The 25,053-nt window shown below is 34.8% G+C and carries 22 protein-coding genes; all 22 read left to right on the top strand.

The features are described 5' to 3' along the window. Window positions 1-40: 40 nt before the first annotated feature. A complete protein-coding gene (locus tag ACXAFV_RS13215) occupies window positions 41-1,057 on the top strand; it encodes a hypothetical protein (protein ID WP_475127100.1) in 1,017 nt (338 codons plus the stop codon). A gap of 74 nt (window positions 1,058-1,131) precedes the next feature. Continuing rightward, complete coding sequence (locus ACXAFV_RS13210) at window positions 1,132-1,596, top strand: hypothetical protein (protein WP_475127099.1); 465 nt, start codon at window positions 1,132-1,134, stop codon at window positions 1,594-1,596. An 11-nt stretch (window positions 1,597-1,607) separates the two neighbouring features. Continuing rightward, window positions 1,608-2,003, top strand: a complete 396-nt coding sequence (locus ACXAFV_RS13205) for a hypothetical protein (RefSeq protein ID WP_475127098.1) — start codon at window positions 1,608-1,610, stop codon at window positions 2,001-2,003. After that, entirely contained in the window at window positions 2,000-2,248 is a 249-nt protein-coding gene (locus ACXAFV_RS13200) for a hypothetical protein (protein WP_475127096.1), read from the top strand. The genes ACXAFV_RS13205 and ACXAFV_RS13200 overlap by 4 nt, the downstream gene beginning before the upstream one ends. Then, on the top strand, window positions 2,235-2,870 hold the full coding sequence (locus ACXAFV_RS13195) for a hypothetical protein (protein ID WP_475127095.1): 636 nt from the start codon (window positions 2,235-2,237) through the stop codon (window positions 2,868-2,870). The genes ACXAFV_RS13200 and ACXAFV_RS13195 overlap by 14 nt, the downstream gene beginning before the upstream one ends. Next, window positions 2,867-3,379, top strand: coding sequence for a hypothetical protein (locus ACXAFV_RS13190; RefSeq protein WP_475127094.1), 513 nt, complete (start codon window positions 2,867-2,869; stop codon window positions 3,377-3,379). Before ACXAFV_RS13195 ends, ACXAFV_RS13190 begins: the two co-directional genes overlap by 4 nt. 12 nt (window positions 3,380-3,391) lie before the next feature. Then, window positions 3,392-4,123 (top strand): hypothetical protein, encoded by a 732-nt coding sequence (locus tag ACXAFV_RS13185; RefSeq protein ID WP_475127092.1) that lies wholly within the window; start codon window positions 3,392-3,394, stop codon window positions 4,121-4,123. Between the two features lie 19 nt (window positions 4,124-4,142). Next, complete coding sequence (locus ACXAFV_RS13180) at window positions 4,143-4,301, top strand: hypothetical protein (protein WP_475127091.1); 159 nt, start codon at window positions 4,143-4,145, stop codon at window positions 4,299-4,301. A gap of 229 nt (window positions 4,302-4,530) precedes the next feature. Next, the gene (locus ACXAFV_RS13175; protein ID WP_475127089.1) at window positions 4,531-5,181 is read left to right on the top strand and encodes a hypothetical protein; all 651 of its coding nucleotides are present in this window, start codon (window positions 4,531-4,533) and stop codon (window positions 5,179-5,181) included. Between the two features lie 21 nt (window positions 5,182-5,202). After that, window positions 5,203-5,439 (top strand): hypothetical protein, encoded by a 237-nt coding sequence (locus tag ACXAFV_RS13170; RefSeq protein WP_475127088.1) that lies wholly within the window; start codon window positions 5,203-5,205, stop codon window positions 5,437-5,439. An 89-nt stretch (window positions 5,440-5,528) separates the two neighbouring features. After that, window positions 5,529-6,071, top strand: a complete 543-nt coding sequence (locus ACXAFV_RS13165) for a hypothetical protein (RefSeq protein WP_475127087.1) — start codon at window positions 5,529-5,531, stop codon at window positions 6,069-6,071. A 17-nt stretch (window positions 6,072-6,088) separates the two neighbouring features. Further along, window positions 6,089-6,535, top strand: a complete 447-nt coding sequence (locus ACXAFV_RS13160; protein WP_475127085.1) for a hypothetical protein — start codon at window positions 6,089-6,091, stop codon at window positions 6,533-6,535. 17 nt (window positions 6,536-6,552) lie between these two features. Further along, window positions 6,553-7,581 carry a tyrosine-type recombinase/integrase gene (locus ACXAFV_RS13155; protein ID WP_475127084.1) on the top strand — a complete coding sequence of 343 codons (1,029 nt, stop codon included), beginning with the start codon at window positions 6,553-6,555 and terminating at the stop codon, window positions 7,579-7,581. Between the two features lie 234 nt (window positions 7,582-7,815). Continuing rightward, window positions 7,816-9,072 carry a PDDEXK family nuclease gene (locus tag ACXAFV_RS13150; RefSeq protein ID WP_475127083.1) on the top strand — a complete coding sequence of 419 codons (1,257 nt, stop codon included), beginning with the start codon at window positions 7,816-7,818 and terminating at the stop codon, window positions 9,070-9,072. 64 nt (window positions 9,073-9,136) lie between these two features. Further along, window positions 9,137-9,823: a hypothetical protein gene (locus tag ACXAFV_RS13145; protein WP_475127081.1), complete on the top strand. Its 687-nt coding sequence runs from the start codon at window positions 9,137-9,139 to the stop codon at window positions 9,821-9,823. A gap of 49 nt (window positions 9,824-9,872) precedes the next feature. Next, entirely contained in the window at window positions 9,873-11,369 is a 1,497-nt protein-coding gene (locus ACXAFV_RS13140) for a phage tail tape measure protein (protein WP_475127080.1), read from the top strand. A gap of 251 nt (window positions 11,370-11,620) precedes the next feature. Next, entirely contained in the window at window positions 11,621-16,672 is a 5,052-nt protein-coding gene (locus ACXAFV_RS13135) for a glucosaminidase domain-containing protein (RefSeq protein ID WP_475127079.1), read from the top strand. Further along, window positions 16,669-17,433, top strand: a complete 765-nt coding sequence (locus ACXAFV_RS13130; protein ID WP_475127078.1) for a phage distal tail protein — start codon at window positions 16,669-16,671, stop codon at window positions 17,431-17,433. Before ACXAFV_RS13135 ends, ACXAFV_RS13130 begins: the two co-directional genes overlap by 4 nt. An 18-nt stretch (window positions 17,434-17,451) precedes the next feature. After that, window positions 17,452-20,631, top strand: coding sequence for a phage tail protein (locus tag ACXAFV_RS13125; protein WP_475127077.1), 3,180 nt, complete (start codon window positions 17,452-17,454; stop codon window positions 20,629-20,631). 9 nt (window positions 20,632-20,640) lie between these two features. After that, window positions 20,641-20,820 (top strand): hypothetical protein, encoded by a 180-nt coding sequence (locus ACXAFV_RS13120; RefSeq protein WP_475127075.1) that lies wholly within the window; start codon window positions 20,641-20,643, stop codon window positions 20,818-20,820. Between the two features lie 42 nt (window positions 20,821-20,862). Then, window positions 20,863-23,436 carry a right-handed parallel beta-helix repeat-containing protein gene (locus tag ACXAFV_RS13115; protein WP_475127074.1) on the top strand — a complete coding sequence of 858 codons (2,574 nt, stop codon included), beginning with the start codon at window positions 20,863-20,865 and terminating at the stop codon, window positions 23,434-23,436. A 77-nt stretch (window positions 23,437-23,513) separates the two neighbouring features. Then, window positions 23,514-25,049, top strand: coding sequence for a GDSL-type esterase/lipase family protein (locus ACXAFV_RS13110; RefSeq protein WP_475127072.1), 1,536 nt, complete (start codon window positions 23,514-23,516; stop codon window positions 25,047-25,049). The last annotated feature ends 4 nt before the right edge of the window (window positions 25,050-25,053 follow it).

Raw genomic sequence — 25,053 nt, 5'->3', positions numbered from 1 at the left:
AAAAATAAAATAACTTAATGTAAAGGAGTTTATAAAAATTATGAAACTTGATAACGCAAAATTAAAAGGCTTATTCAGCCGTGTATACAATAGCAAAACTGAGGAAACTGATTCATCTGATATCAAAGCTTACATCACTAAAGTATTTGGTAACGGAGGACAAAACCCAGATCCATCTATGCTTCACCAATTTAACCAACTAGTAGTTGAAACTGCTGACGAGATTGCAAAACCAATGGTTACTAATCTTCTTGGTCTATTTGCAAACGTTGATAATGAAACTCGTGGAAATATCAAAGAACTTAAAATCCCACAAAAGAACAAAGCTAAGATCGTATGGTCTGCTACTGGTTCAGGCGTAGATTTAGTACGTGTAGAAGGACGCAAGTCAATCTTCGCTACTCCTGCTCACCTATCTACTGGTTTCTACTATGAGCCACTTGATCTAGTTCAAGATTCTGAAGTTTACTTCCGTAAGCTTGTAAACGATGTTGCTAATGCTAAAGTTCGTTTGTACCTTGATGAAGTAAACAAACTTACTGCTCAAGCTGTAGCAAGTGGAAAAATCCCTGCTGCTAACGTTAAAACTGGTTCAAACATCACTCTTCAAGAGTACAACAAAGTTGCTTCTGTACTTCAACGTTATGGTGGTCGCCCAGTATTCGTTGGTGATTCTTTACTAATTGATTACTTTGCTATGCAACAAGCTTCTGATTCTGCATTCTCTAATCTTTTAACTGATGGAATTAAAGAAGAGTTGCTTACTGCTCTTAACCCACAACGTATTGCTCGTACAACTGCAGTTAACCTTGTAAACCCATTCACTGATGAGTCTAACTCTAAAGTTGAACTTCCGGTTAACAAAGGTTACATGTTTGCTGGTGGAGTTGAGCAAAAACCATTCACTATCGTTGAGTATGGTGGTCTTCGTCAAATGGTTGAGCAAGACATCGAAGACGAAAGAATCAAAGTTAAAATCACTCAAGATGCTTCTATCAACCTAGTATTTGGCGAGGCAATTGGAATCATCGAAGAGCAAGCTGCTGTAACTTTGTAATTTATAATAAATAATTAAATTTAAGGGGATATTTCGGTATCCCCTATTTAGGATAACTAGGAGGAATATTAAAAATGGCAGATAAAATCAAATTAGCACGTTATAGAAACACTTCATATTTCTTAAAATATGACGCTGATGGATCTAATAAACAGTACACTTGGGCTGGCAGTCGCAACGGTAAAGTCGATGTTAAAGAAGTACCAAGAGAAGTAGTTGAATGGCTACAAATGAACAGTATTTGTTTTGATAAAGGTGAGCTTGTAATTGTAGATGATAATGAGGAAACAAAAGAAGTTAAAGATGGAATTGTTGAGATTGAGACATATGAGAATAACACTCACTCAAAAGAAGAAATCGAAAAACTTATTAATGGAAACTTCATGAAAATGAAATCCGCACTTGCAAAAATCACTGTTGACTCTGAAAAGAACTTCGTAATTGAAGTTGCTTCTGAAATGAAAGACGATCTTACTAAAGGGAAAATTGACTTCTTATCCGATTGGATGGGTGTAGATTCAAACATCCTTTTCGACTAGGAGTGAGTTAAATGACCACCTATGATCAAGTATGGGAAACATTCCTAGAAAACTGTAAAACAACTGATTTCGATTTACCTCAGACAGATGAAGGTATATACAAGAAAATTAAGAACGGTGTCATGCACTTTAACAACAAACTCAGAACCGAAGTTGCTTGTGATGACTTAACTGAAACTCTGAGTGAGGAATTGGATAATGACCATCTTCTAATCTTGGCACATTTCATTCGACTTATTTTCTTAATTAATCAAAAAACATATTTTGAAAATTTATGGCAGCCGTTTCAAAAAGATGTTGGCTTGAAAAACTTTTCATCTCAAATTAAATCACTTGAAGCCTCTGTTGAAAGTGAAAAGCATGAAATTGATATGCTTATTCGGAATATGGAGGTTGATTTCCTATGAGTGAAGTAAAGGTGATAATCCGTCTGCAGAATGGAGAAGTCCATGAGGAAACTCTATATAGTTATTGTGCTAGGTTAAGTAAGAAAAATAATTCAATTCTTTATAAGTTGGAGAATTATCTCGACCAAAGATTACTTGATAATGGAGAACTTGCTGAAATTCGTGACATTATCTTAACAGTTAGTGCCGATATTTCTAAACTTCATGACAACCTGAAATTAGGTGATGAAGATGAAGGATTATAGTAATTATCATAATGCTAATCCAAATGACAGGATCTTGCACGATGGGAATCTGATGCTTGAACATTCTCTAAATGGCTTTGAAGGATACGATGTAGTTATCAATGACACTATTGAAACCAAACTTATGATTTATAATAAGTATGGTGCAGAAAGTGAGTCTAAGTCCATTATTGGTTATCCGGCTGACATTGAAAGAGGTAATTCAGTCAAGCATGACGGGAAAGATTGGTTAGTTATCAGTTTTCCAGAAGATAATAAAGTTTATCGTAAAGCTGAGATGAGAATTTGCAACGCCACCTTCCCTATCATTTCAGATAAAACGAAGGTTTTAATCGGTCATGATGATTTTGGCAGACCCATATACGAATACCAAGAAAACTCAATCCCTACCCCATGTATTATTGAATCACGCTATTCCTTCACCCGTTCTGATCAACAAATTACCCTACCTGACAATCGAATAGAAATTATGATTAAGTATGTTGAGAGCGAAAGTCTTAAACTTGATGCTGAGTTTGAGATGCGTGACGGTACATACAAGATTAAGAATATTGACTATTCAAAGGTTATTGATGATAAGGGTGTATTGATTATATCTGCTGAAAGGGTGATTAGTGGATGATTCAAGAACAGGATAAGAAATTAGAAAAGTATTCTAAAGATATATATAAGGTTCTCATAAATGATGAAGTGCTGCTCAGGTATCTATATTATATTCCTACATCAAGAATGGATAATCCATTGGATGCAAATAAAGAAAACATTCTTGATAAGGATGCTGATTCTCTTTGGGAGATAATTGATGATGTAATTATTCCTGCACCTAAAGTGTCTGATCTTGTGGATACTCAAAAGTCTAGATTATTAGTTTATGCTGGACAAGGGCGTGGGACAAACAATAATTATCTATTCTCAAATCAAGAGTATGAGATTGATATCTTTGTTCATGCAGATAGTGAGATCCTAGATTTCCGCATGGAGAAAATCCATGATAGAGTAAATGAACTTTTATTCAATAAGCATATTACAGGTGTTGGGAAGCTTCTTTTTAAGAATCGTCATCCAATTAACGCAATTAAGGATTTCTACGGATTCAAACTTGTGTATTATTTCTCAAGTGAGAACTATTAGGATGTGATTGAAATGCTCAAAGAGTCTGATATCCATCTTAAATTCCAATTAGATTTACCTGTATATGTGGATGGGGTAGGAAATTTCAAATCTGCAAACATCGTAGAAATAGCTAAAATTGGAGAAGAGAAGTATAACAATTATCTCTCTGCACTGATGTTCAGTAAAGATAATCTAGAATCAAAAGAAGACTTAAGTGACTTTACTGATATTCAGATACTTTACACATATGTTCATCATGATCAAAGTTTTAAAGAATTGCTGCTACAAGCAATTGAATTCCATTTTGATTCCGTCCCAATACTTCATGAAGAAGGTTTTATTTATTTTGGGGAACTAAGTGAAGATAGTGTTCTGGATAATGATAAATTCCATTTTATTAAGAAACTGATAACTATTTCAAATAACTTAAAAGAACCTAAGAAGGAAGAGGAATATCAGGCTGGAAATGAGAGAGCAAGAAAGTTTATGGAAAAGCTAAGAAAGAAAAAAGAGTTGCTAGAAAAGGCAAAAAAGAAAGATGCTATAACTCTTCAAAGTATGATCTCTGCTGTGGGATGGAAATCCGACAGTTTTTTTGATGTCCATAAACTCAATATCTATCAACTTTATGACGGATTTAATCGTCTTGGGATGATAGATAACTACCATTATACATTGACTGGAATTTATTCAGGAAATGTTGATGGATCAAAGATTAAGTTACCCGAAATCAATTGGGCTAACAATATAAAATTAAATTAACTAAGGAGATGTTATTAATATGTCAACACCTAATCGTTTTGCCATAAGGGATGCAGGAGAAGCCACATTCTTTAACTTACAATCTGGAAAAGCAATTGTAACACTAAACACACTGAAAACAAGTGGAATTGAAACAAGCGGAGAAGTTAGTTATGCTAGAGGTGGATTTGGTAAATAGTTGCCACCTTACATGGCGACATGTAAGTGAAAATCGGGGAAAATCGGTGAAAGCTACGTTGACATTAATATGCTAATACCGAGAGGGCTATGATCAATAGTCTTTGTAACGCATAGGAGTTGAGCGACATGATAGCAAAAATACTCCCACGAGTCTCCGACTACTCATTGAGTAGAAAATATATGCTGAGCTTATAGGAAACTATAAGAACATGGGGATAAAAAGCCTTATGGATAACATACTGAACACTAAACTAGTAGGTTTCTCTAGCAATAAAGAAGCAAAATTAAATCTTTCTGATGCCCTATTCGACAAACATGCACTTGCGATGCTTACAGGTAATGCTCTTTCTGAAGGCGTTAAAACAATTGATTACCATGAAAATGTTACTATCACTTCAGCAAAAGCAACTCTTTCTAAAACTCCTAAAGGTGCTATTATTTCAGTATATAAAGTTAATACAATGGATGGCACTAATGGTGAAGAGTACACTCTTGGTACTCCAGCTACTAATCCAAAAGAGTATTCAATCACTGCTAAGGAATTGACTTTCAACACTGCAGTAACTAACGGAACTGTATTCCGAGTTTATTATAAAGTAGAAACAGCCGTAGATGCGAAGACTCTTCGTGTGTCTTCAGACGCTTTTGGTGGGACATTCCGAGTTATTGTTGACCTTCTTGTTCGTGATGCTGCAGATGGTAAAGACTATGCTGCACAGTTAATCGTACCTAGAGCCAAGTTCGAGGAGAATTTCAGTATGAACCTAAGTGTAGATTCTGATCCAGCTACACTTGAAATGCCTCTAGAGTGCTTGAAAGACCCTCTCACAAATACAATGTGGGAAATGGTAGTATTTAACGAAGCAGATATCGTATAATTTTTATAAGGTGGTGTAACAATGGAGAAAAAAGATATTAAACTTACATCCTCCAAAGTTGAAACCTTAGAATCAGAAATTGAAGTTCTTGAGGTTGAAGATACAGCAGTAATTGTCAAAGTAGAAGGCTGGAGAATGCGTATCTATTTTGATAAAGGTGTAGGTAAGTCTGATTTTCATGTTGGTAAAGTTCTTAAAGTTAAGCATCAAGGAAAACTTTCTAATCCACATGAATTAAAATTTGAAAGAATAAAATAAATTAATCTTAAGAGTAGGGATAACTCCCCTACTCTATTTTTTTAGTTTTTAATATCAATAGTTTTTAGGAGTAAAAGGAGGAGAAATACATGCCAAAGAAACAGGATAAATCACTTAAAATTGGTCAAATCAGGCAGAAGGCAAAGTCTGTTAACGAGTGGGAAACTTATGAGTTAGAGGATGGGGCAACACTAAAATTCCAGCCAGTTTTCTCAGATACTAAAATTGTACAACTGCTAGAGGACTACCAACAATTAATCGAAGAAGCGAAAGAAAAAGAAATCGACCTATCTGATAAGATGACATACTATTTAATCCTGTTAGGTGCGATTAAGCAATTTACTCACTTAGGTAGTAGCATGAAGAATAACATTGAATACCAACTAGAATTTCTAGAGGTAATTGTTGATTCTGGATATTTTAAAGAAATCACAGAGAGTGTATTCCTTCCAGATCAGATAAACAAAATTTTTGATAAAGTGACTGACGTATTGAGCACATCTCAAGCAATCAATGATGTAATGGTTCAGGCACAGGATAAATTTAAGAATTTACAGTTGAAGAATCAGGAAGTATTCGAACAATATGTAGCAAAGCAAAAACTTAAAGTTGAAAATGAAGTCGTTAATTAAAGCGAGTTGAATATAGCATGGGAAAAGAATTTTCCAGCATGAAGGATTTAGAAAAATATATTAATCAACAAATTCAAGATTCTTTAGAAAAAGATGTATCCAAGAAGGTCATAGATATTGCCGAGAGGCATGTTCAAACAGACGTATATGATGTATACAAAAATCCAAAAGAATATGTTAGAACTGGTGAACTAAAAGAGAGCTTTGAGTCAACCTCTATTGCGAATGGGATCGAGATTGAAAATACACGTAGAGATGGTAGCAGGGAAATCGCTGAGATCATTGAATATGGTCATGATGATTCAAGGCAAGGTTATGAGTATCCTGCTTATTATCCTCAAGGCGAAAACTTTATTCAAGCAAGACCGTTTATTCAGAACACGAAGGATGAAATTTCTAGGGATAATGTACATGTGGATGAATTGAAGAAGAGTTTGAAAAGTAAAGGTTTAGATATTGAATAGAAGGAAGGTGAAATTAAATGGGAAGGAAAACCGTATATAATCGAATATTTAATGAAGAAGAATGGCAACAAGTAAACCCTAAAAATAAGCAATTACTTCTTGAATGGAAAACTTACTTGATGAGTACAGACAAATCAAATGGAACAATTAAACAGTACGAAAACGATATGAGAATTCTCTTTATTTTCTTGCTCCGTATGGCTCAGAACAAGTTTGTAATCGACTTGAATAAACGTGATATTATCTCATTTCAAGGGTATTCAATCAACGAATGGGGTCATAGCTCCAATCGAGTTAGAAGGCTTAAATCATGTCTTAGCAGTCTCTGTAACTATGTTGAGAATATCATGGACGATCTCTACCCCGACTTCAGAAACGTTGTAAATAAAATTGAGTCGCCAAGTAAGAAACCTGTTCGAGAAAAGACTGTACTTACAAATGAACAAGTGCAGAAGGTTCTTGATGAATTGGTTGAAACTAAGCAGTATCAAAAAGCATGTGTTTTTGCTCTAGCTGCTAATTCAGGTGCTCGACTAAGTGAGCTGGTTAGATTTAAAGTTAGTTTCTTTAATGAAGATAATTTGATCAACAATGCTTACTATAAAACACCAACCAAGATAAAAATTAAGGGTCGTGGTCGTGACGGAGCATCAAAACACAAATTTATTCTTAAAGTTGGATTTAAAGAATATTTTGATATGTGGATGGAAGAGCGTGAACGACTAGGTATTGATACTGATGACTTATTCGTAACAAGACGAGGAGAACAATGGGAATTAGCAACAGATAGAACGTTGCAAAGTTGGAAGACTAAGTTTACCAAGATTCTTGATACTGACTTTTACTTCCACAGTCTGCGACACTATTTAACTACAAAACTACGTGCAAACAACATTCCAGATAAAATCATTAAAGATTTCTTTGGATGGGAGTCCATTGATATGATTGAAATTTATGATGACAATGAAGCTGAGGATGATTTCGCTAAGTTCTTTACTGCTGACGGAGTTAAGAAAGTTGAGAATAAAGGACTTAATGATATATAAAACTCTTGTGTTAATTATTTTGAATTAGTTAGCTGATCAAATTCGGCTAACAACTTGAAAATAATTGGAAATAGCTCTTGATTTACTATAAATAAACTAATATAATTATAAGTGTAGAACTTGTGAATGAGACTAGAGGAGTAGCTACCTCTGGTTAGAAGACCCTTTCCCTTCGTTCATTCGCAAGTCGTATTTTTAAAAAGTGGAAGGGAAACATGGGAAGGGTGTGTTGGTATGGCTATTGTTGAAGGGTTGACATATAGGCTGAAGTGGACTGGTCACACAAGAGAACACTATGAATCCAAAGGATATAAATTTACCGCCTATAGTGAAGAATTTGATGTTAGAGTAGAAGATTTAACTAAGGGTTCTTCTGTAAAAGTCAAATGCGAATGTGATTTTTGTGAAAATGAATTTAGTAAAAGATATTCATATATTTCTAATCAAGAAAAAATTTATTGCTCATTAAAGTGCTCATATGAAGATAAGAAGTGCCAGATGACTAAAAAGAATTGTTTGATGTGTAATAAAGATTTTTGGGTTAAACCTAGCGGTATGAATAGAATTCTATGCTCAACAACATGTCAGGCTAAGTGGCAATCAAGTACATTGGTTGGTGAAAATGCTAACAATTATAACAAAGGAATTACTGAAGATGATAGAATGATTTCCTGTGAGCAATGTGGTGAAAATTTCAGAGCGAGATCTCCCTATGTCTTAAAGCAAGTCAAAGAAGAAAGTAGAAAGCATTTTTGCTCTATGAAATGCAAGAAGAAGTGGTATGCGGAAGTCTGGTCACAAACCGATGAGTGGAGAGAAGAAAGTAGAAAAAGAGCAGTCTCAAATTTAGAATCTGGAGTTGTAAGTAAAACAGAATCTGCTGCCCAGATTAGATTGAATGAAATACTTGATGATATTCGCATAGAATATGTCAATGAATATAACTGTACTTATGTTTCTATTGATAATTACCTAATACACCATCACCTTATGATAGAAGTGATGGGAAGTTATTGGCATGTTGACCCAAGATTTTATAACCATATTAAATATCAGGCTCAATATGACAGAGTAGTTCACGATAAGAGAAAACGAGAACTTATAAAAAATAATTACAATATTAATATTTTATATTTATGGGAAGACGATATTCTCAACAATCCATCACTTTGCAAAAATCTAATATATCATTATATATCTAATAATGGAATAATTGAAGCAAGCGACTCATTTAATTACACTATGGATGAAAATGACACATTAGTTTGTGATAATAAGATAACTCCATATATGGATTTAGATATTGATGAAATCAAACAATTATTCATACCAGCGGATGGGAAGAAGAAAAGCTACAAGCAAGTTGATAAATGGATAACTTTTAATTGTGATCAATGTGGAAATGAGACTGAACAACTAATCTCAAGGTATAAAAAAGCAAAATCCCATTTTTGTAGTTATGATTGTAAAAATATTAGCCAAAAGAAATAAACAACTTTTAATTTAACCAATTCTTGCATATAATGGATATAAACTAATATCCGAGGTGAAAATTATGCAAGGGATGGGAAAACCAGTTTTATATATTTTTGGATTCTTATTGGTATTCAGTCTAGGTATATATTTCGAAAGTCTAATTGTCATGATGATAAGTTTCTTATTTGTTTTCCTTCTTATTTTAAGCAATAAGAATAAAGGTCAGCAGCAGATAAGTGATTCATTACTCAAATTTCAATCTTCACTTAAAGAAAATGATTTCACACCAACTGACTCTCATCTAGGCGACAATCAATTATCAGCAATCGCTTTGGACGAAGAAACAAATAAAATAGCTGTTTTAAAGAGAAATAAACTTGATGAAGAGTTTAAAGTTAATATCCTCAATTTCAATGACATTATTGAATCGTCTTTAAATGAAGATGGTGAAACACTAATAAAAACTTCTAGAGGTTCACAGGTTGGTGGTGCTATAATCGGTGGAGCATTAGCAGGTTCTACTGGAGCAATAATTGGTGGCTTAGGTGGAAATAAAACTTCAAGAGATAAAGTGAATAAAATAAATCTGCAAATAGTTGTAGATGACCTATCCTCCCCTATTCATGAAATAAATTTTTTAACCGCATTGAATCCATTAGATAAAAGTCACCACATCTACAGAGAAACAGAAAGAGCAGCTACAAAGTGGCACAAGGCATTATCAATAATCATAAATAGAAAAGAACTAAATATGAAATCAATCTAGGAAGTGTCAATTAGACACTTCTTTTTATTTTTTAGAAAGGAGTGTTTATATGGCAAATAACGATCTCAAGATTAGCATTGTCGGTAAACTAAATACAGGAAAATCAATAAGTGAGATCAATACCGCATTAAAAGGTATTGAGAAAAAAATAAACAAACTAAATGTTAATATAAATCTTGATAAAGAAGCTCTTAAATTGGTTAAAACCATGAATGAGCAATTTAAAAAGATCGAACAATTGTCAACTAAGACTGGAAAGATTATTGAGCAAACTATCCTTCCAGATGGAACTAAAGTAAAGAGAACTTTCTTCGATGGTATGAAAGGTGAGTTTTCACAGGTAGTTGAGGAAGCTAAAAAGTCCAAAGAATCAGTTCAAGATTTAGGTAATACGACTAGTAAAGTATTAAATAATCAGTCTTCAGATATAAATAAATTAACTGATAAATATAAGCAACTATCCAGAGAAACTAAGAAATACAACGAGCAACTTGAACAGATTGGCGACAGTAGAGTTTTCAAAAATGGTAATAACACTCTAAAAATTGATACTAATGGAGACACTACTAAGTTGACTGAAACTCTTAACCCCGGAAGGGAAATAGAGTTAAAGAAAAAAGAAATTGAAGCAAGAAAGAAGCTAGAGTCTGAATACGAAAATTGGTGGCTTAAAAATCTTAAAGAGCAAGAACTATCACATGAGAAGTCCACAAAGAAAATGACTCAGGATGTTGCTAATCACCAAAAGAATGCACAAATTGAATATGACAAATTAAAGAGTACACACAGGAGAACCGTTAATCACAAAGATTTAGATGATTGGTTGGCAGCCATTAAGAAATTAGATCCTGCTCTAGATGGATACAAGCAATCATTAAAAGAATCCGACATGTGGCTAAAGAAAATCAAGGCAAATGCAAGTGAGGCTGCTAGGTCTTCAATGACATTTGGAAATATGATGTCACAGGCAATGGTCAAGTTCCCCATCTGGATGATTTCGGCTACGGTCTTCTATGCTCCTCTTAGAGCAATGCAAGATATGACTGCTAGATTGGTAGAAATCGACACTTTAATGGTTGACCTGCAACGTGTAATGGATGCACCTGATTATAAGTTTGTTGAGATGTTAGACCAAGCTGTAGTTGCGAGTGATCAACTATCTTCTAAATTAACAGATTTTCTTGGAGTAATGGGTGACTTTGGGCGTATGGGATTCCAAGAAGATCAATTAATGGACATCTCCAAAACTGCCACTGTGCTCCAAAACATTTCTGACTTAGATGCTAAAGATTCAGTAGATACTTTAACTAGTGCCATGCTTAACTTCAATATTGCTGCAGAAGACTCAGTTACAATTGCTGATAAATTAAATGAAATTGATAACAACTTCGCAGTTTCAACAAAAGACTTATCTGATGGCTTGAGGAAGTCAGCCTCAACCGCAAAAACATTTGGGGTGGAAATTGACACCCTACTTGGCTACATTGCTGCAATCGGCTCTACAACGAGGGAATCTGGAGCAATTATCGGTAAACAACGTTGCTGATATAAAATCTTTCCTGATTGACTTGGAAACCCTAACGTATAGACGAGGGTGACAGGGGGCAAGTTTAAATACAGCCTGAACGACTGAGTGGAAAGACATCAATATGATGAAGCGACAGTCTGAACATCTATGGAAACATAGAGAGTAAGGTTGAAGTGCCTTACCGCCAATAAAATATTGGTCAGTAACCTACTATGGTGAAAGTAACAGAATAGAACGGATTAAAAACAATAATGTCTAGAATAACAACAATGTCTGAAGCAGAAACTGCTTTAAATGGAGTTAATATTTCTATTAAGGACATGACTGGTAACGTAAGACCTGTTAGTGACATTCTAGGAGAATTAGCAGGACAGTGGGGAAATTTAAGTGATGAGCAACGTCAAAACTTAGGCGTAACACTGGCAGGACGCTATCAACTCAGCCGCTTCCTTGCTTTAATGAACAACTTCTCCATAAGCCAAGAAGCAACAGAATCAAGTTTAAATAGTACTAATTCAAGTATGGAAGAGCAAGCAAAGTTTGCTGATAGTTTGCAAGGTCGCATAAATCGTCTTGACACTGCATGGAATAAATTAACTTTATCTACAGGTGATGCCTTTCTTACTGATGGTTTAATTTCTGCAGTTGAGATTCTTGGTGACATTGCCAATATTTCTTCCGCAGTTATAGATAAAGTTGGTGTTCTTTCAGGAGTTTTTGGTACAGCAGGAATTGTTGTATTTGCATTAAGCGGAAATCTAAGAACTTTAACAACTGCTGCATTATTTGGGACTCAAGCAGTCTCTCAACAAGCATTGGCTACTGCAGGGCTAACAACAAGTATGAGGGCTGGAACAATTGCAACTATTGGACTCACAGGAGCACTAAGAGGATTATTATCTGCTTCAATAATTGGCGGTATATTTGTAGCTTTAGGGTTTGCAATTGAAAAACTAATTAGTTCATATGCCAACGCCAAACGTGAGCAAGAAGAGTTTGAAGAATCACAGCAAAAGAACATTGATGCACTAACTAAGAATAAAGAAAAAACTGAAGAATTAATTAAAGAATATAATAAGTTGTCCAAGCAAAAGAAAGCTGGAAACTGGGACACTGAGAACGAAAAAGAATATCTAAGGGTACAATCCGAAATAGCTTCTGTGTATCCTGCACTTATTGATCACATTGATTCAACCGGACAGGCACATCTTCGAACTTCTGATGAAATCCAAAAAGAGATTGATTTAACAAATAAATTAATCGAAGCTAAAAAAGAAGAACTCAAAGTCAAAGCTCAAGATGAAATCCAAAAGGAAATTGATAAACAAAAAGAGTTAAAAGAAGAATTAGAAGACCTTAAAAAGCAACGTGAGAGCTTCAAGGATCACAAGGGTAGCATAGGAGCAAATGATCAAGAATTAGAAAAGAGAATTAAAAGTGTCGAAACTCAAATGGTTAGCACAGAAATCAAAATATCAGGTGCTTCTCAGAAGATCAATGATCAAATTCTCAAAGTATCAGATGCTTATAACAAGCTTGAAGTTAACCCAATTGTTCAAAAATCAGTAGACTCTTTAGTTGACTCTATGGATTTCTCTGATATGGATGCAAGTGAAATTGAAGGTGTTTCAATAAAAATTGCCGAGTTAACAGATAACCTTCAAAAAGCATACGAAAGTGGAGATAATAATTCGTATGAAAAGGCATTAAATGATTTTAGTGAATTTATGAGTTCAGTTGGAGCTACGGATGTATCACTAGGTGAATTAGATTTATCATACGATAGTGTCAAAAAGAAAACTGACGCTGTTGCTTCTGCTACTTATAATGGCACAGAAGCAATGGATGGTATGAGTGAATCTATTGATGGTGTAAGCGATTCTGCAGACAAATTACTAAAATCCTACGAAGATGCAGTTGATAACATATCTTCTCTTAATGGACTACTAAACGAACTCAATGACGGAGATGGCTATGGTCTTTCAGCCGATTCTATGGGTCTACTCATCGAGAAATATCCTGACCTTCTAGGCTACATCAATGATGAATCTGCATTACGTGAGCAAATCACCAAGAAGATTCAAGAAGAAGAATCTGTTGCTCTAGATGCAATGACTACCAAACTTGACGGCAATGAGCAATATTTCAATGCCGTTCTAAAAGGTAACGAAGTATTAATCAATAATCTTGCTGATGCTTATCAAATCGACATCAAGAATACTAAGTCAATGGCTCAACTCAAAGCCCAAATTAACTCCAAACTAATGCAAAAACTCGGCTCTGAGTGGGCAGACTACTACGATGCTCAGACAATGGCATTCACCGAAGCTGGTCGAAAGATGTTGGAAACAATGTCTTACCAAGAGGCTATTAATTCACCTCAGTTGAAAGCAATCGGTGATTATCAAGTTGCAATGAGAAATCTTTCTGATTCTTTGAGAAATGTAACTAAAGATTTCACAGGCGGGTCAATTGCATTTGAAGGATTAGAATCTGCAACTAAAAAAGGAAGTAAGGAATACGAAAACGCAACCTATGTTTCAGATAAGTTCAAAGCAGCATTGGAGAAACTTAACCTAGAAATTGAGAAGCAAAATACTCTTCAAGGTAAATATCCAAGTCACTCTAAGCAATATAGAGATTCAATTTCCAAAGAGTTAAAACTTCTTGAGCAAAAGAAAAAGTTAATCCAAGATCAAACTAAAGCACTCCAGAATCAAATCAACACTGGTAAAATTGCTCAAACTGGTATTGTCACAAATAAATCAACGGCAACAGGTTCAAGTTTTAGTGGAGGTTCATCGTATTCAGGCTCTCTTCTAAATCGCCCACTAACTCAACAATCAAATGTCACGGCTTCTGATTTAAATAAATGGATAAACTCTAAAGTTGGCAAGTCTTCCCTTATGTACAACAGTGGAGATGCTTTTATGCAAGCAGCAATGGAATCTGGTTTAGATCCATTATATTTAGTAGCCCATGCTGCACATGAAACTGGTTGGGGAACTTCACGTATTGCTAAGAGCAAAAACAACTTCTTTGGTATTGGTGCATTTGACTCTTCTCCATACGCTTCTGCATACGGATATAACGGTGCTACTGCTGGTATTGTTGAAGGCGCTAAGTGGATTTCAAAGAATTACGCTAACGGTAGATATGGTCAAGACACACTCTCTAAGATGAGATTTAACAATGGTGTTCATCAATATGCAACAGATCCTAGATGGGCAGATAAAATCGCTTCAATTATGAGTGGTTCAGGAATGACAGGTGCAAGCCTTGGTAAAATTTCAGGCTCTGCATCACCAACTAGTACCAACCTATCCAAAGATAACGCTGAGCGTTTACAAGGAGTAGATCAAGCTAAATCAGAACTACTCCAACTTCAAACAGATTTAATGGATATTGACCAACAAATCAACCAGTTAAACTTAGATGTTGTAATGAGTACAGTTGCTGACCAAGATAGAAAAATCAATTCATACAGGGATGATTTTGCACGAGTAGAATATCAACAGGCTCAACTGTTTGAAGGTTCAAAAGAGTGGCGAGAGTTACAAAATGAACATCAAGACGACTTGCAATATCAAGCTAAGTACCAACAACAGACAATCGACTATCTGAAGCAACAATATCATTACAATAGTAAGCTCACTTCTGAGCAGAAACATGGACTTGTTGAAGAAATCAATGACAGAACTGAAGCACTGTGGAATCTTAAGCGTGAAATTCAAGAAATGGAAATGAGTTTTATTGACAGTTTCCTAAGTGATCAAGACAGAAAAATTGAATCCTACAGTGATGATGCTGCTAGAATTGATTTACGTCAAAGTTGGGTTGAAGAATATTCAAATGCTTGGAGAGAGCTTCAAGAAGAACACAAAGTTGACTTAGAGTACCAGCAAAAGTATCAACGTCAAACTATTGCCTATCTCAAGGAACAAATTCTTTATAATAAGAACCTATCTGAAGCACAGAAGACAAGATTGAAAGTTGAAGTTGATACAAGAAACTCTGCCTTATATGCTATTGAAAAGCAAATAGCAGAAGCTGAAAATGCTCTCATTGATAGTAGACTCAAAGGGTTTGATGTGAAAATTAATTCCTATTCTGATGACTCGGCTAGGATTGAGTATCAAAAGAGCTTAGTTGATGAATCCTCTAGAGAATGGCTAGATTTAGAGAGAGAGCACATCGAAGACTTAGAATATCAACGAAAATATCATAAGCAAGCAATTGACTTCTTAGAGGATCAGATTAAATATAATAAGGATTTAGATGATGCTCAACGTGAGAGATTGAATCAGGAATTGATCTCAAGAAGATCAGGATTGTGGAATCTAGAAAAAGATCTTGTTGAACTAAGAAAGAAATCCGTTGATGACATCGTAGACCTATATAAAGAAATGTATGAAAAACAGCGTGATATGGCTCAAAAAAATCTTGATGATGAAATGGATGCTTACCGTAAAGCTAATCAAGAAAAGCTTGACATGATTAGTGAACAACAGGAGAAAGACAATTTCAACAAGGATTTAGTAGAAAGAAAACAGTCACTTCAAGACTTGCAGAAAGAAATTGATAAGTTAAGATTAGATGATTCTCGTTCTGCTAAAGCTAAATTATCTGAATTGCTCGACCAACAAAAACAACAGCAAGAAGAACTGTCTGAATTCCTCAAGAATAAGCAAACAGAAGACAGAAAGAAAGCCCTAGAGGAAGAGTTGTCAGATAAAGAAACTGCTTATGAAAAGGAAAAAGAAGCAGTGAATAAACGCTATGATGAGTTAATTAACAATGAGCGTGAGTGGGCTAAGTTAAGAGAAAATCTAATGAGTGGTCATGTGACAAAGTTACAAAGTGACCTAACCAATTTCGCCTCATTCGTTGAGAGTAATATGTCTGACATTGGAAAATCAATCTCAGAAAATTTATTAGATAAATTAGCTTCTGCAGGTGCAACTTTGTCTAACATCAAAGGTGTCAACATTTCGACTAGTGGGAATAAATTACTTGGATTTGCTTCCGGTGGATACACAGGCAATAGTAATGGATTAGCGATTCTTCATGAGAAAGAGTTAGTTTTAAATAAAGATGATACGAAGAATTTACTTTCATCCATTAAATTATTGCGTCCACTTGCAAACCTAGTTAAACTCCCATCATTACCAAAGTTAAATACACAGCAATCTGCGGGTTCAAGTCCTATTGCTTTAACGATTCAGAATCTTCATGTTGCAGGTGGAAAACAGGGAGTAAATGACTTCTTTAAAGAAATCAACAATACATTTTCAGGAAAGGGTTTGAATACTAGAATATGATCGAATCATTGCACTTTACATATGATGGAATAGACAGTAGAGATATGAAGGTATTTCAAATCTCTATTGGAAATGGTCTTTTGGATGAACATTTTCTCCCAGACTCACAGATTGTTGAGGAATATGTTTCAGGAAATGATATTCCATATTATATTAGAACGGAGAGGAAACCGATTGAGTTTCCTCTCTCTATTTATTTTGAGAATGAATTGACAGATGAAGAAGCAAGAAAAGTTGGCAGATGGTTTACACAGGATTATTATAAACCTTTAATTTTCAGCACAAATCCACACAAAATATATTATGCAAAGTTCGTTGGAAACCCAAGAATACTTCATAACGGGTGTAGACAAGGTTACGCAACGTTAGAAATGAGATGTAATGCACCTCATGCCTACTCCCCTGTTTATGAAGAGTTTGTTGACCTTTCAAATAATACTACTACAGGCACTGTAGTAAAAATCACTAACAACGGAGATTATTCTATTTCTCCAGTTATAGAATTAGAAAAGGTAGAAAATGGAGACTTCTCTATTGTTCATTTAAACAATGGTGGAAAAGAAATGAAAATTTCTTCTTTATTAAACGGAGAAAAGTTAAATATTGATTGCCAAACTGAAGAAATTGATACAGATATAGTCGGTGTATATAGATACGATGACTCAAATGATGTGTTTATTGAGTTAAAAAGAGGAGTCAACCATTTAAAGGTTTTCGGTAAATGTAAACTCAATATTCTATATGAATGTAAATTAATTTAATGTAAGGGGAGTGATATTTTGCTTAGAAAAGTAAACCTAGATTTAAAGCCTTCAAAAATGTCCATAAAACTTGCGAAGCCTAATAAGGAAGTCATTAAACCAATAAGCCATTTTCACGAACCTTCATTAAAATTATCTTTAGGTAGATTAAATGAAGTTTCTTTTACTGTTCCCTATCAAATAGAGAAAGATCATGAATTAGTAAAAAATCCTATCTGTGACATAATCAAAAACCGTTTCTTATTAAAGGTAAAATGGAATCATGTCACAGAATGGTTTGTAATAAATGAAATATCAGATAGTGTTGGGGATACTGATGGATTAAGTGTTCATGCTTTCTCTTTAGGGCATGAACTGGCTGACAAGTTAATCACTGATTTAAATGAAGTATCAATTACTCCTGAACAAGCATTGAACAAGGGGCTATCCTTAACAACTTGGACTGTTGGTACAATTGATCCGAAGATTATCAATAAGTATCGAACATTTGAAATTCCAGAAGCTACTTTACTTGATTACATTTATAATGTGGCAACCACATTTGGGGCATTAGTGGTTTTTGATACTGAAAATCAGAAAGTTAGTTTGGTTCATCCTGACAACTATAAAATTAATAGAGGATTTAAGATTACATACGGTCAATATTTGAAGTCTCTAAACAAAACATCAAACTCTGATGAAATGACTACTCGATTAATCGTCACAGGAAAAGATGGCTTAAGCATTAATCGAATCAATCCTACTGGTGCTAACTATATAGAATCCTTTTCATACTTCATGTATCCATTCAAACGAGATTCCAATAAAAACGTCATTTCATCTAGTGATTTTATGAGTGATAATTTGTGCCATGCGATTTTAGATTATGAGGATTTAGTTGAATCTAAAAAGGGTGAGTTCTCTTCTTTACTTGATCAGTTGACTTCTAAACAAGAAATCAAATCAACTAAAGAGGATGAGTTATTTACTTTAGAAACTGACTTGAAAATAATTGAAGATGAGATTTATGTTTTGAAGGCTGCTAAACAAGACTACTCCACTCAAGAGTCAGAAAGAGTCGCAAAGCAACAAGAAGTTGATTCAAAGAAAGCTGAAATCAATATTATCAATGGGGAAATTGAATCTATATATTCTTCAATTGACTCCATTAAAACTGAATTAGCTATTGAAAACAATTTCACTCCTGAGCAAATTATTGAGCAGAATCGCTATATCATTACTAAGAAATGGTCAGATGAGTATTATATTGATGATCAAGAATTATACGATGATGCTAAAGTGAAGTTTGATGATGTAAGAAAACCTAAAATTAATATCACAATTGGTTCTGTAAACTTCTTTCAAATGGTCACTGAACAAAGAAATTGGGATAAGATGTATCTTGGTGATGTAGTCTTAGTAAAGCACCCTATGATTAATGTAAACTATGAAGTTTTCCTTACTGATATGGAAATTACAGACGATAGCTTAAACCTGACTATTTCTGATTTTCAGGAGATATATAAAGATGGTGCCTTATTAGATAAATTAAATAAATCCTATTCATCTTCGCTGTCCTTGGAAATGTCTAAGTATAAATGGAATGAAACATATGAAGACTTAGGTGAAATCAATGATATCATCAATAACACTTGGGATGCTACGAAAAGAAGGATTTCAGCAGGTGTGAATGAATCCGTTGAGATTTCTGATCGAGGTATCATTATTCGGAATCCTGATTTCCCTAATGAAATTATTATCTTCCAAGCAGGAGTTATGGCAATCTCCAAAGACAACGGAGACACATGGACTAATGTGAGTAATGCTAATGGTGTCTTTGCAGAAACCCTAATGGGTAAGATCATTGCTGGTGTAAATTTATATATTGAAAATGCAGATGGTAAATTCCGTTTTGATAAAGATGGGGCAACTATTGAAGGTGCTTCATTTAAGGTAACTGATGAAGATGGTAACAACTTATTGGAAGTATGGAATAATGCAGTTGGTGAAGGTAAAGCGTACAACGGAGTAGTTATCAGTCAAGAAAACGGCATTGTGGTTAATAGAAATGACGGTAAAATACAGACGTTTCTAAATGCAACAGAAGGAATCAAAATCAAGCGTAAAAGTGGGACTTCTTGGATTGATGCTTTTTATGCAGACACTAATGGTGTGGTAAATGCAAATGGCTTGGTGATTAAATCAAATGACGGTACAGAAGCATTAATCAATGGAGACACAAAAACCATTGATTTCTCGAAGTTTGCAACAGTTGTAGGAAAGATCAAAGCCAATAACATTGAGTTAGATAGAGGAGAACTCAGTGTGTCTACAGATTTGAACAATATTAAAGAAGCCGGATCTTATCGAGCCTCATTTTCCTCGTCTTATCCTCCAAATTTCCCTAGTGGAGCATATGGTTATGGTGTTCTTATTGTTGAAAAAGCTGGTAGTGCAATTACTCAAACTTATAAGCCACATGTTGACACAACTAAAAGTCCAATTTTCACAAGACAAACATGGGATGGTACAAATGCTCAGTGGCAAGGTTGGTCAAGAGCTGCAAAAAGTGATGCAGTAGACAATAATGGAAATTTATTAACCACTGCCCTTCAAGGGAATGTAGATGTAGCTAAGAACACTATTCGAAGAGATTCAAAGTTTTTTTGGGACTCCAATGGACTTAAAGCGATTGACCCAAATGATTCCAGTAGATACACAATCTTGACAAGTGGTGGACTTGAAGCAAGAAAAGGGATGATTTATGTTGAGCGTGAAGATGGTTTTCCTACCATTATAGGAGGTAAACTTAATCAATCATTTGATATTTTCGGCTCTGAACCTGCATTTATGGTTGACACTGAAGTGCAAGTCGGATCGAGATTCTATGCATTAAAAACAGGTATGATAGATGGCATTTGTAACAGGCACACATTTGACCGTAAAGCAAGGTATTTAAAAATACAGGTTGCATTAGGTTCAGAAAATGCAGGACAGCAAGTACAATTCTATGTCACTTCAACGGCAGATCAAAATACATGGTTAGGCTCTGCTTCATCCACTTCTTACGTTGATGATCCTTCTCAACATTGGATTACCCTAGACTTAGGTACACCTGATGGCTCTGAATACGCCATATATACAAAAATACGATCTTCCAGCTCCTCAAATAAAGCATATGTAAACATCATTCGTATGAAGCAAACGGACTTCTTGTAGGTGAGGAAAATGTACAAATTATTCATAGTAGAGTTATATGACAACGGAAACATCAAAGGATGGTATGGTGGCAAAATCGCTGTTGAATCCAAAGAGCAAGAGGCTTTATATGTTTTTGAAGTTGATGAAGAGATATTTAAAAATGCAAATAATTATAGGGTTGTAAACAATGAAATTCAACCGATTTAGCACTAAATATAAAATATATTAATATTATAAGGAGGTAATAGAATGTCTTCAAACGATTCATTTTTATATCGTATGAGAAAGGGAGACTCCGATGATCCTTATATTGAGTACGAACAAACTGACAAAGTTAGAAATAATCGCATAATCTTAAAAGAAATCCCTGATAAATTTCAGGGATTAGTTATTTCTAAGAGTGATGGAACAGTACTAAATTATTCTGACAATGGCTTTCCTGATTCAGATACAGTAATTATTGATTGGAAGAATTCAGAGTTACTATTCCACGATATAATTGATGGAGAAAATATCACCGTTTCTTTTTATGGTAAAGGAAATATATATGTTCCTGCCAATAGGGTTTCTACTAATGTGGACGCAAATGGAAACGTAATTGAAACATTAGAAGGTCTTACAAATGGTATGATCGAAGTTAGAGATAATGTAATTCAAACTAATGATACTGCTGAAATCAATGAACAGGCAAGACAAGATAATGAAACTGTTCGACAACAGCAAGAAGATAATCGGCAGCAAAATACACTAGAAGCACTGGACAGAGTTGACGCAGTTGTTGAAGAAACAACTTATATTGAAACTTACAACTCTTCTACACAGTACAAAAAAAACAATATTGTAAACTTTAACGGTTCATCATTCATTGCCAAACAAGATACACAAGGTAATGACCCAATTGAAGACCAAAATACTGCATATTGGGCAGTAATTTCCCGTAAAGGTGCTGACGGTAACGGTACTGTACATGTATACAAAGACACATTTGTTGCAATTGAAGGGCAAACAATATTTACACTTAACCACCTTTATGATCAATATCAAAATAGAACAAGTGTAATTGTTGGTGGCGTACCTCAAAGAACACCTGAAAACTATGAGGAAGCAACCAATGAAACGATTGTTTTGAATGATGGAGTAGCAGCAGGCACTATAGTTGAGGTTAAATATTATGGTCAAGCCCTACCTCTACAATCGGATATCCAAACTACAGTTGATAACCATACGGATGAAATAAACAAATTTAATAATCAAAGCATCTATGCTGAGAAATTCACAGCAAGTGAAAATCAAACTGTTTTCACACTACAAACATCATATGACCAGCTTCAAGACAAAATAGAAGTGTACGTTGATGGAGTTCCACAAGATTCAGGCGAGAACTATATTGAAAGTGCTAATAATCAAATTACATTATCTGAGGGTGTTCCTGCAGGTACTGAAGTAAGAGTGAAATATTTTGGTAAAAGATTGCCAATAGCGACTGATGTGGAAGCAACTCTAAATACTCATTCCAGTGAATTAAGCAATCATTCCATTGATATTCAGAACATCATAAAGAACGGAACATCACCCTTATTCCACGGAGGAAAAGGGGATGGAACAGATGAGACAGATATACTCAACTTATGTATAGAGTCTCTAGGTGATGAAGGTGGAGTTGTGGTCATTCCTTATGGATATACATTCATGGTAAGAGGGTGGGCAAGTGACTCTGAACCAGACTTCCCGACAGCAGGAGTGAAACTGAAAAGCAATATCACTATATTTATGCATGGAGCAACTTTAAAAGTAATCCCAAATGATAAAGACCATTATACGTGCTTAAATGTCAGTAATTGTGACAATGTAAAAGTTTATGGAGGTACACTTGTCGGTGATCGTGACAGTCACACAAATAGCCCTACATACGGTGATTTTGGTGATCAATGGGGTTATGGTGTAGCAGTTGTAGGCTCTTCAAATGTGGTAATAGAGGATGTTACAGCTAAAGATTTCACAGGAGATGGCTTCTATATTGGAGCAGACTCAACTGGTCTTCTAAGTGCAAATGTAACAATTAATAAGTGTTTAGCTCACAACAATAGAAGAAACGGTGCTTCCATTACCGGATTATACGGTGGAAAAATTCTAAATAACGTATTCAGAGAAACGAACGGATGGTTGCCTGAGAGTGGTTTAGATATTGAGCCTAACCCCGGAAGAGTTGTTGATGGAGTAATTCTACAAGGTAATCACTTCTTAGGTAACAATGCTCATGGACTTCTCATGGCTTCATTACAGGATGCTACTAGAAGTGCTAAAAACTGTATTGTGGATGGAAACTTTGCACGCTATAATAAGGCAAGTGGATTCTACTTTAACAAGGCAGATAAAAATACCTACGTCAATAATCAGTCTTTTGAAAATGAAGAGAACGGATTTGTTTGGATGGAAAGCCACTATAATAGTATTGTTGGCAATAAATCACTAAATAATAAACGTCATGGTTTTATGCTCGGTTATTGTGAATCTAATGAAATAACTTCAAATTTTGCTAATGGAAATAGTCAAGAAGCAGACGTTACATATGATCAATTCTCACTATTTAGCTCCCATAAGAACAACATACAAAACAACACTGCTCGACATGAGGATTTAACTATAAAAGCACAATATGGAATGTATATTACTTCAGACTGTGATAATAACTTAGTGATGAATAATGATTTAGCTGCTTCAGGATTTTACGCAGGACTTAATAATGCATCTACTACTACAAACAAAGGATCTGGGAACAGAGGTAATGACTATACTTCATGGAGCACAGAAGACTTCATATAAGATGAATAGATTTCGATACACACTTGATAAATTCGAGTGTGTATTTTTTTAATTATTTCTTCAAAGGAGGAAAATAAATGCCATTAAAAAGAATAAAAAAACACATGTTGGATCAAGAAGTTATTGATGACATACAGGATTCTTCCAATAAAATAGGAAATTTATCTGAACTGAATACGTCCCAGAAAGACAGTTTAGTAAATGCGGTGAATGATACTGCTGCACAGTTGGCTCAAAAAGCGTCTAAAACAGAAGTCAGACTCGAAACAGGAACAAATCCTATAATGCTGTCTGAATTACACACAGAAGTAAAAACAGCTATGACAGGCGGTAGTGTTGCTGTGGTTGGTATAGATGCTGTCGGAGCTGAAAACCTAAAAGGTAAATCGGTTTTAGGTTCGAAAATCAAACCGAGAGCGATTTCGATTAATCATGTGAACGATCCAACTATCGGAATTTGGTACAAACAATTAAACTCAAGTTCTAACCTTCAACCGATTTTTAAAGCGTTGAATGTAACAACAGCGACAACCGACACTATAAAAATTGAATATAAAACAAAATATCCTAGTGCAAGTACAGTAACCGCATTGAAAAGTTTCTTCAAAAAGTCCATAGATTCTACATTTAGCACAGCGAAAGCCAATCAGTTACCAAATGAATTCGCTGACCATACTGAATCTAACTTTAAGTATGAGGGTGTTATTGGAATTGCATTGACCAATGAAAATCTGGATATTGTTTGTACTTCTTCTTTATCTACTAGCGGACTAAATTTTGAAATGTTCATTTACGATGTGAAGGTTTCGATCAATGGAACACCTTTGACGATTCAACCTTATGACGGTTCTGCTGTCAGTAATGTCGCAAATGAATATTCCTCTAAAGCATATCCATATAAAATTATGACCGATGAAATGATGGTGGATTACGCTTTAAAGACTGATGTAAGTAATACGTCTGATAATAAGCTATTCGGCAAGACAATTTTCTGTTTAGGCGACAGTTTAACTGAAGGTGATTATGGTTCAAATCCTCCTGGGACAAAAAACATAAAAGTTGAAAACTATCCATATTTCCTGCAACAGTTTTTAAGTTGCACCACTGTGAATCATGGCAAATCTGGTTATACAACTACAAGTTATTGGGATATAAAGTTGAAAACAATTGATTTCTCTACAGCTGAAGTTATTGTTATTATGCTAGGCACAAACGGAGGTTTAACCGATACCCTTACTGCCGATACAACCATAACAGAAGGTCAAACGTATGAGAATTACGCTACAACTTATACTGGATCATACGCAAAAATAATTGAATACTGCTTAGAACAGACAGGAGGATTAGTGCCTATCTTCTTAGTTCACCCTCCAACAACATCTAACCGAACTGATGCAAGTTTAGTAACAATTTACAATGTTATTAATCAACTTGGACAAAAGTACAGTTTGCCAACAGTCAACATTATGTATGAGAGTGGCATATCCAAATATACTCGTTCCGTTTATCAACCATTAGACGGAATCCATTGTAATCGTGATGGCTATGAGGTGATTGCTTCTTATATCGGCAGTCAGTTGAAGGCTAAATACAGAAGTAATCAATTAGATTAATGAA

This window comes from Rossellomorea sp. ABR4_012 (genome assembly GCF_056159545.1).
This window is presented reverse-complemented; position numbering and strand designations above follow the sequence as displayed.

What these genes read in the sequence shown, in the direction of transcription:
- ACXAFV_RS13115 (WP_475127074.1), top strand. Translation starts at nt 20,863, where the DNA reads ATGTCTTCAAACGATTCATTTTTATATCGTATGAGAAAGGGAGACTCC.
- ACXAFV_RS13110 (WP_475127072.1), top strand. Translation starts at nt 23,514, where the DNA reads ATGCCATTAAAAAGAATAAAAAAACACATGTTGGATCAAGAAGTTATT.
- ACXAFV_RS13120 (WP_475127075.1), top strand. Translation starts at nt 20,641, where the DNA reads ATGTACAAATTATTCATAGTAGAGTTATATGACAACGGAAACATCAAA.
- ACXAFV_RS13195 (WP_475127095.1), top strand. Translation starts at nt 2,235, where the DNA reads ATGAAGGATTATAGTAATTATCATAATGCTAATCCAAATGACAGGATC.
- ACXAFV_RS13215 (WP_475127100.1), top strand. Translation starts at nt 41, where the DNA reads ATGAAACTTGATAACGCAAAATTAAAAGGCTTATTCAGCCGTGTATAC.
- ACXAFV_RS13145 (WP_475127081.1), top strand. Translation starts at nt 9,137, where the DNA reads ATGCAAGGGATGGGAAAACCAGTTTTATATATTTTTGGATTCTTATTG.
- ACXAFV_RS13180 (WP_475127091.1), top strand. Translation starts at nt 4,143, where the DNA reads ATGTCAACACCTAATCGTTTTGCCATAAGGGATGCAGGAGAAGCCACA.
- ACXAFV_RS13190 (WP_475127094.1), top strand. Translation starts at nt 2,867, where the DNA reads ATGATTCAAGAACAGGATAAGAAATTAGAAAAGTATTCTAAAGATATA.
- ACXAFV_RS13205 (WP_475127098.1), top strand. Translation starts at nt 1,608, where the DNA reads ATGACCACCTATGATCAAGTATGGGAAACATTCCTAGAAAACTGTAAA.
- ACXAFV_RS13170 (WP_475127088.1), top strand. Translation starts at nt 5,203, where the DNA reads ATGGAGAAAAAAGATATTAAACTTACATCCTCCAAAGTTGAAACCTTA.
- ACXAFV_RS13175 (WP_475127089.1), top strand. Translation starts at nt 4,531, where the DNA reads ATGGATAACATACTGAACACTAAACTAGTAGGTTTCTCTAGCAATAAA.
- ACXAFV_RS13165 (WP_475127087.1), top strand. Translation starts at nt 5,529, where the DNA reads ATGCCAAAGAAACAGGATAAATCACTTAAAATTGGTCAAATCAGGCAG.
- ACXAFV_RS13130 (WP_475127078.1), top strand. Translation starts at nt 16,669, where the DNA reads ATGATCGAATCATTGCACTTTACATATGATGGAATAGACAGTAGAGAT.
- ACXAFV_RS13150 (WP_475127083.1), top strand. Translation starts at nt 7,816, where the DNA reads ATGGCTATTGTTGAAGGGTTGACATATAGGCTGAAGTGGACTGGTCAC.
- ACXAFV_RS13200 (WP_475127096.1), top strand. Translation starts at nt 2,000, where the DNA reads ATGAGTGAAGTAAAGGTGATAATCCGTCTGCAGAATGGAGAAGTCCAT.
- ACXAFV_RS13185 (WP_475127092.1), top strand. Translation starts at nt 3,392, where the DNA reads ATGCTCAAAGAGTCTGATATCCATCTTAAATTCCAATTAGATTTACCT.
- ACXAFV_RS13135 (WP_475127079.1), top strand. Translation starts at nt 11,621, where the DNA reads ATGTCTGAAGCAGAAACTGCTTTAAATGGAGTTAATATTTCTATTAAG.
- ACXAFV_RS13210 (WP_475127099.1), top strand. Translation starts at nt 1,132, where the DNA reads ATGGCAGATAAAATCAAATTAGCACGTTATAGAAACACTTCATATTTC.
- ACXAFV_RS13155 (WP_475127084.1), top strand. Translation starts at nt 6,553, where the DNA reads ATGGGAAGGAAAACCGTATATAATCGAATATTTAATGAAGAAGAATGG.
- ACXAFV_RS13160 (WP_475127085.1), top strand. Translation starts at nt 6,089, where the DNA reads ATGGGAAAAGAATTTTCCAGCATGAAGGATTTAGAAAAATATATTAAT.
- ACXAFV_RS13140 (WP_475127080.1), top strand. Translation starts at nt 9,873, where the DNA reads ATGGCAAATAACGATCTCAAGATTAGCATTGTCGGTAAACTAAATACA.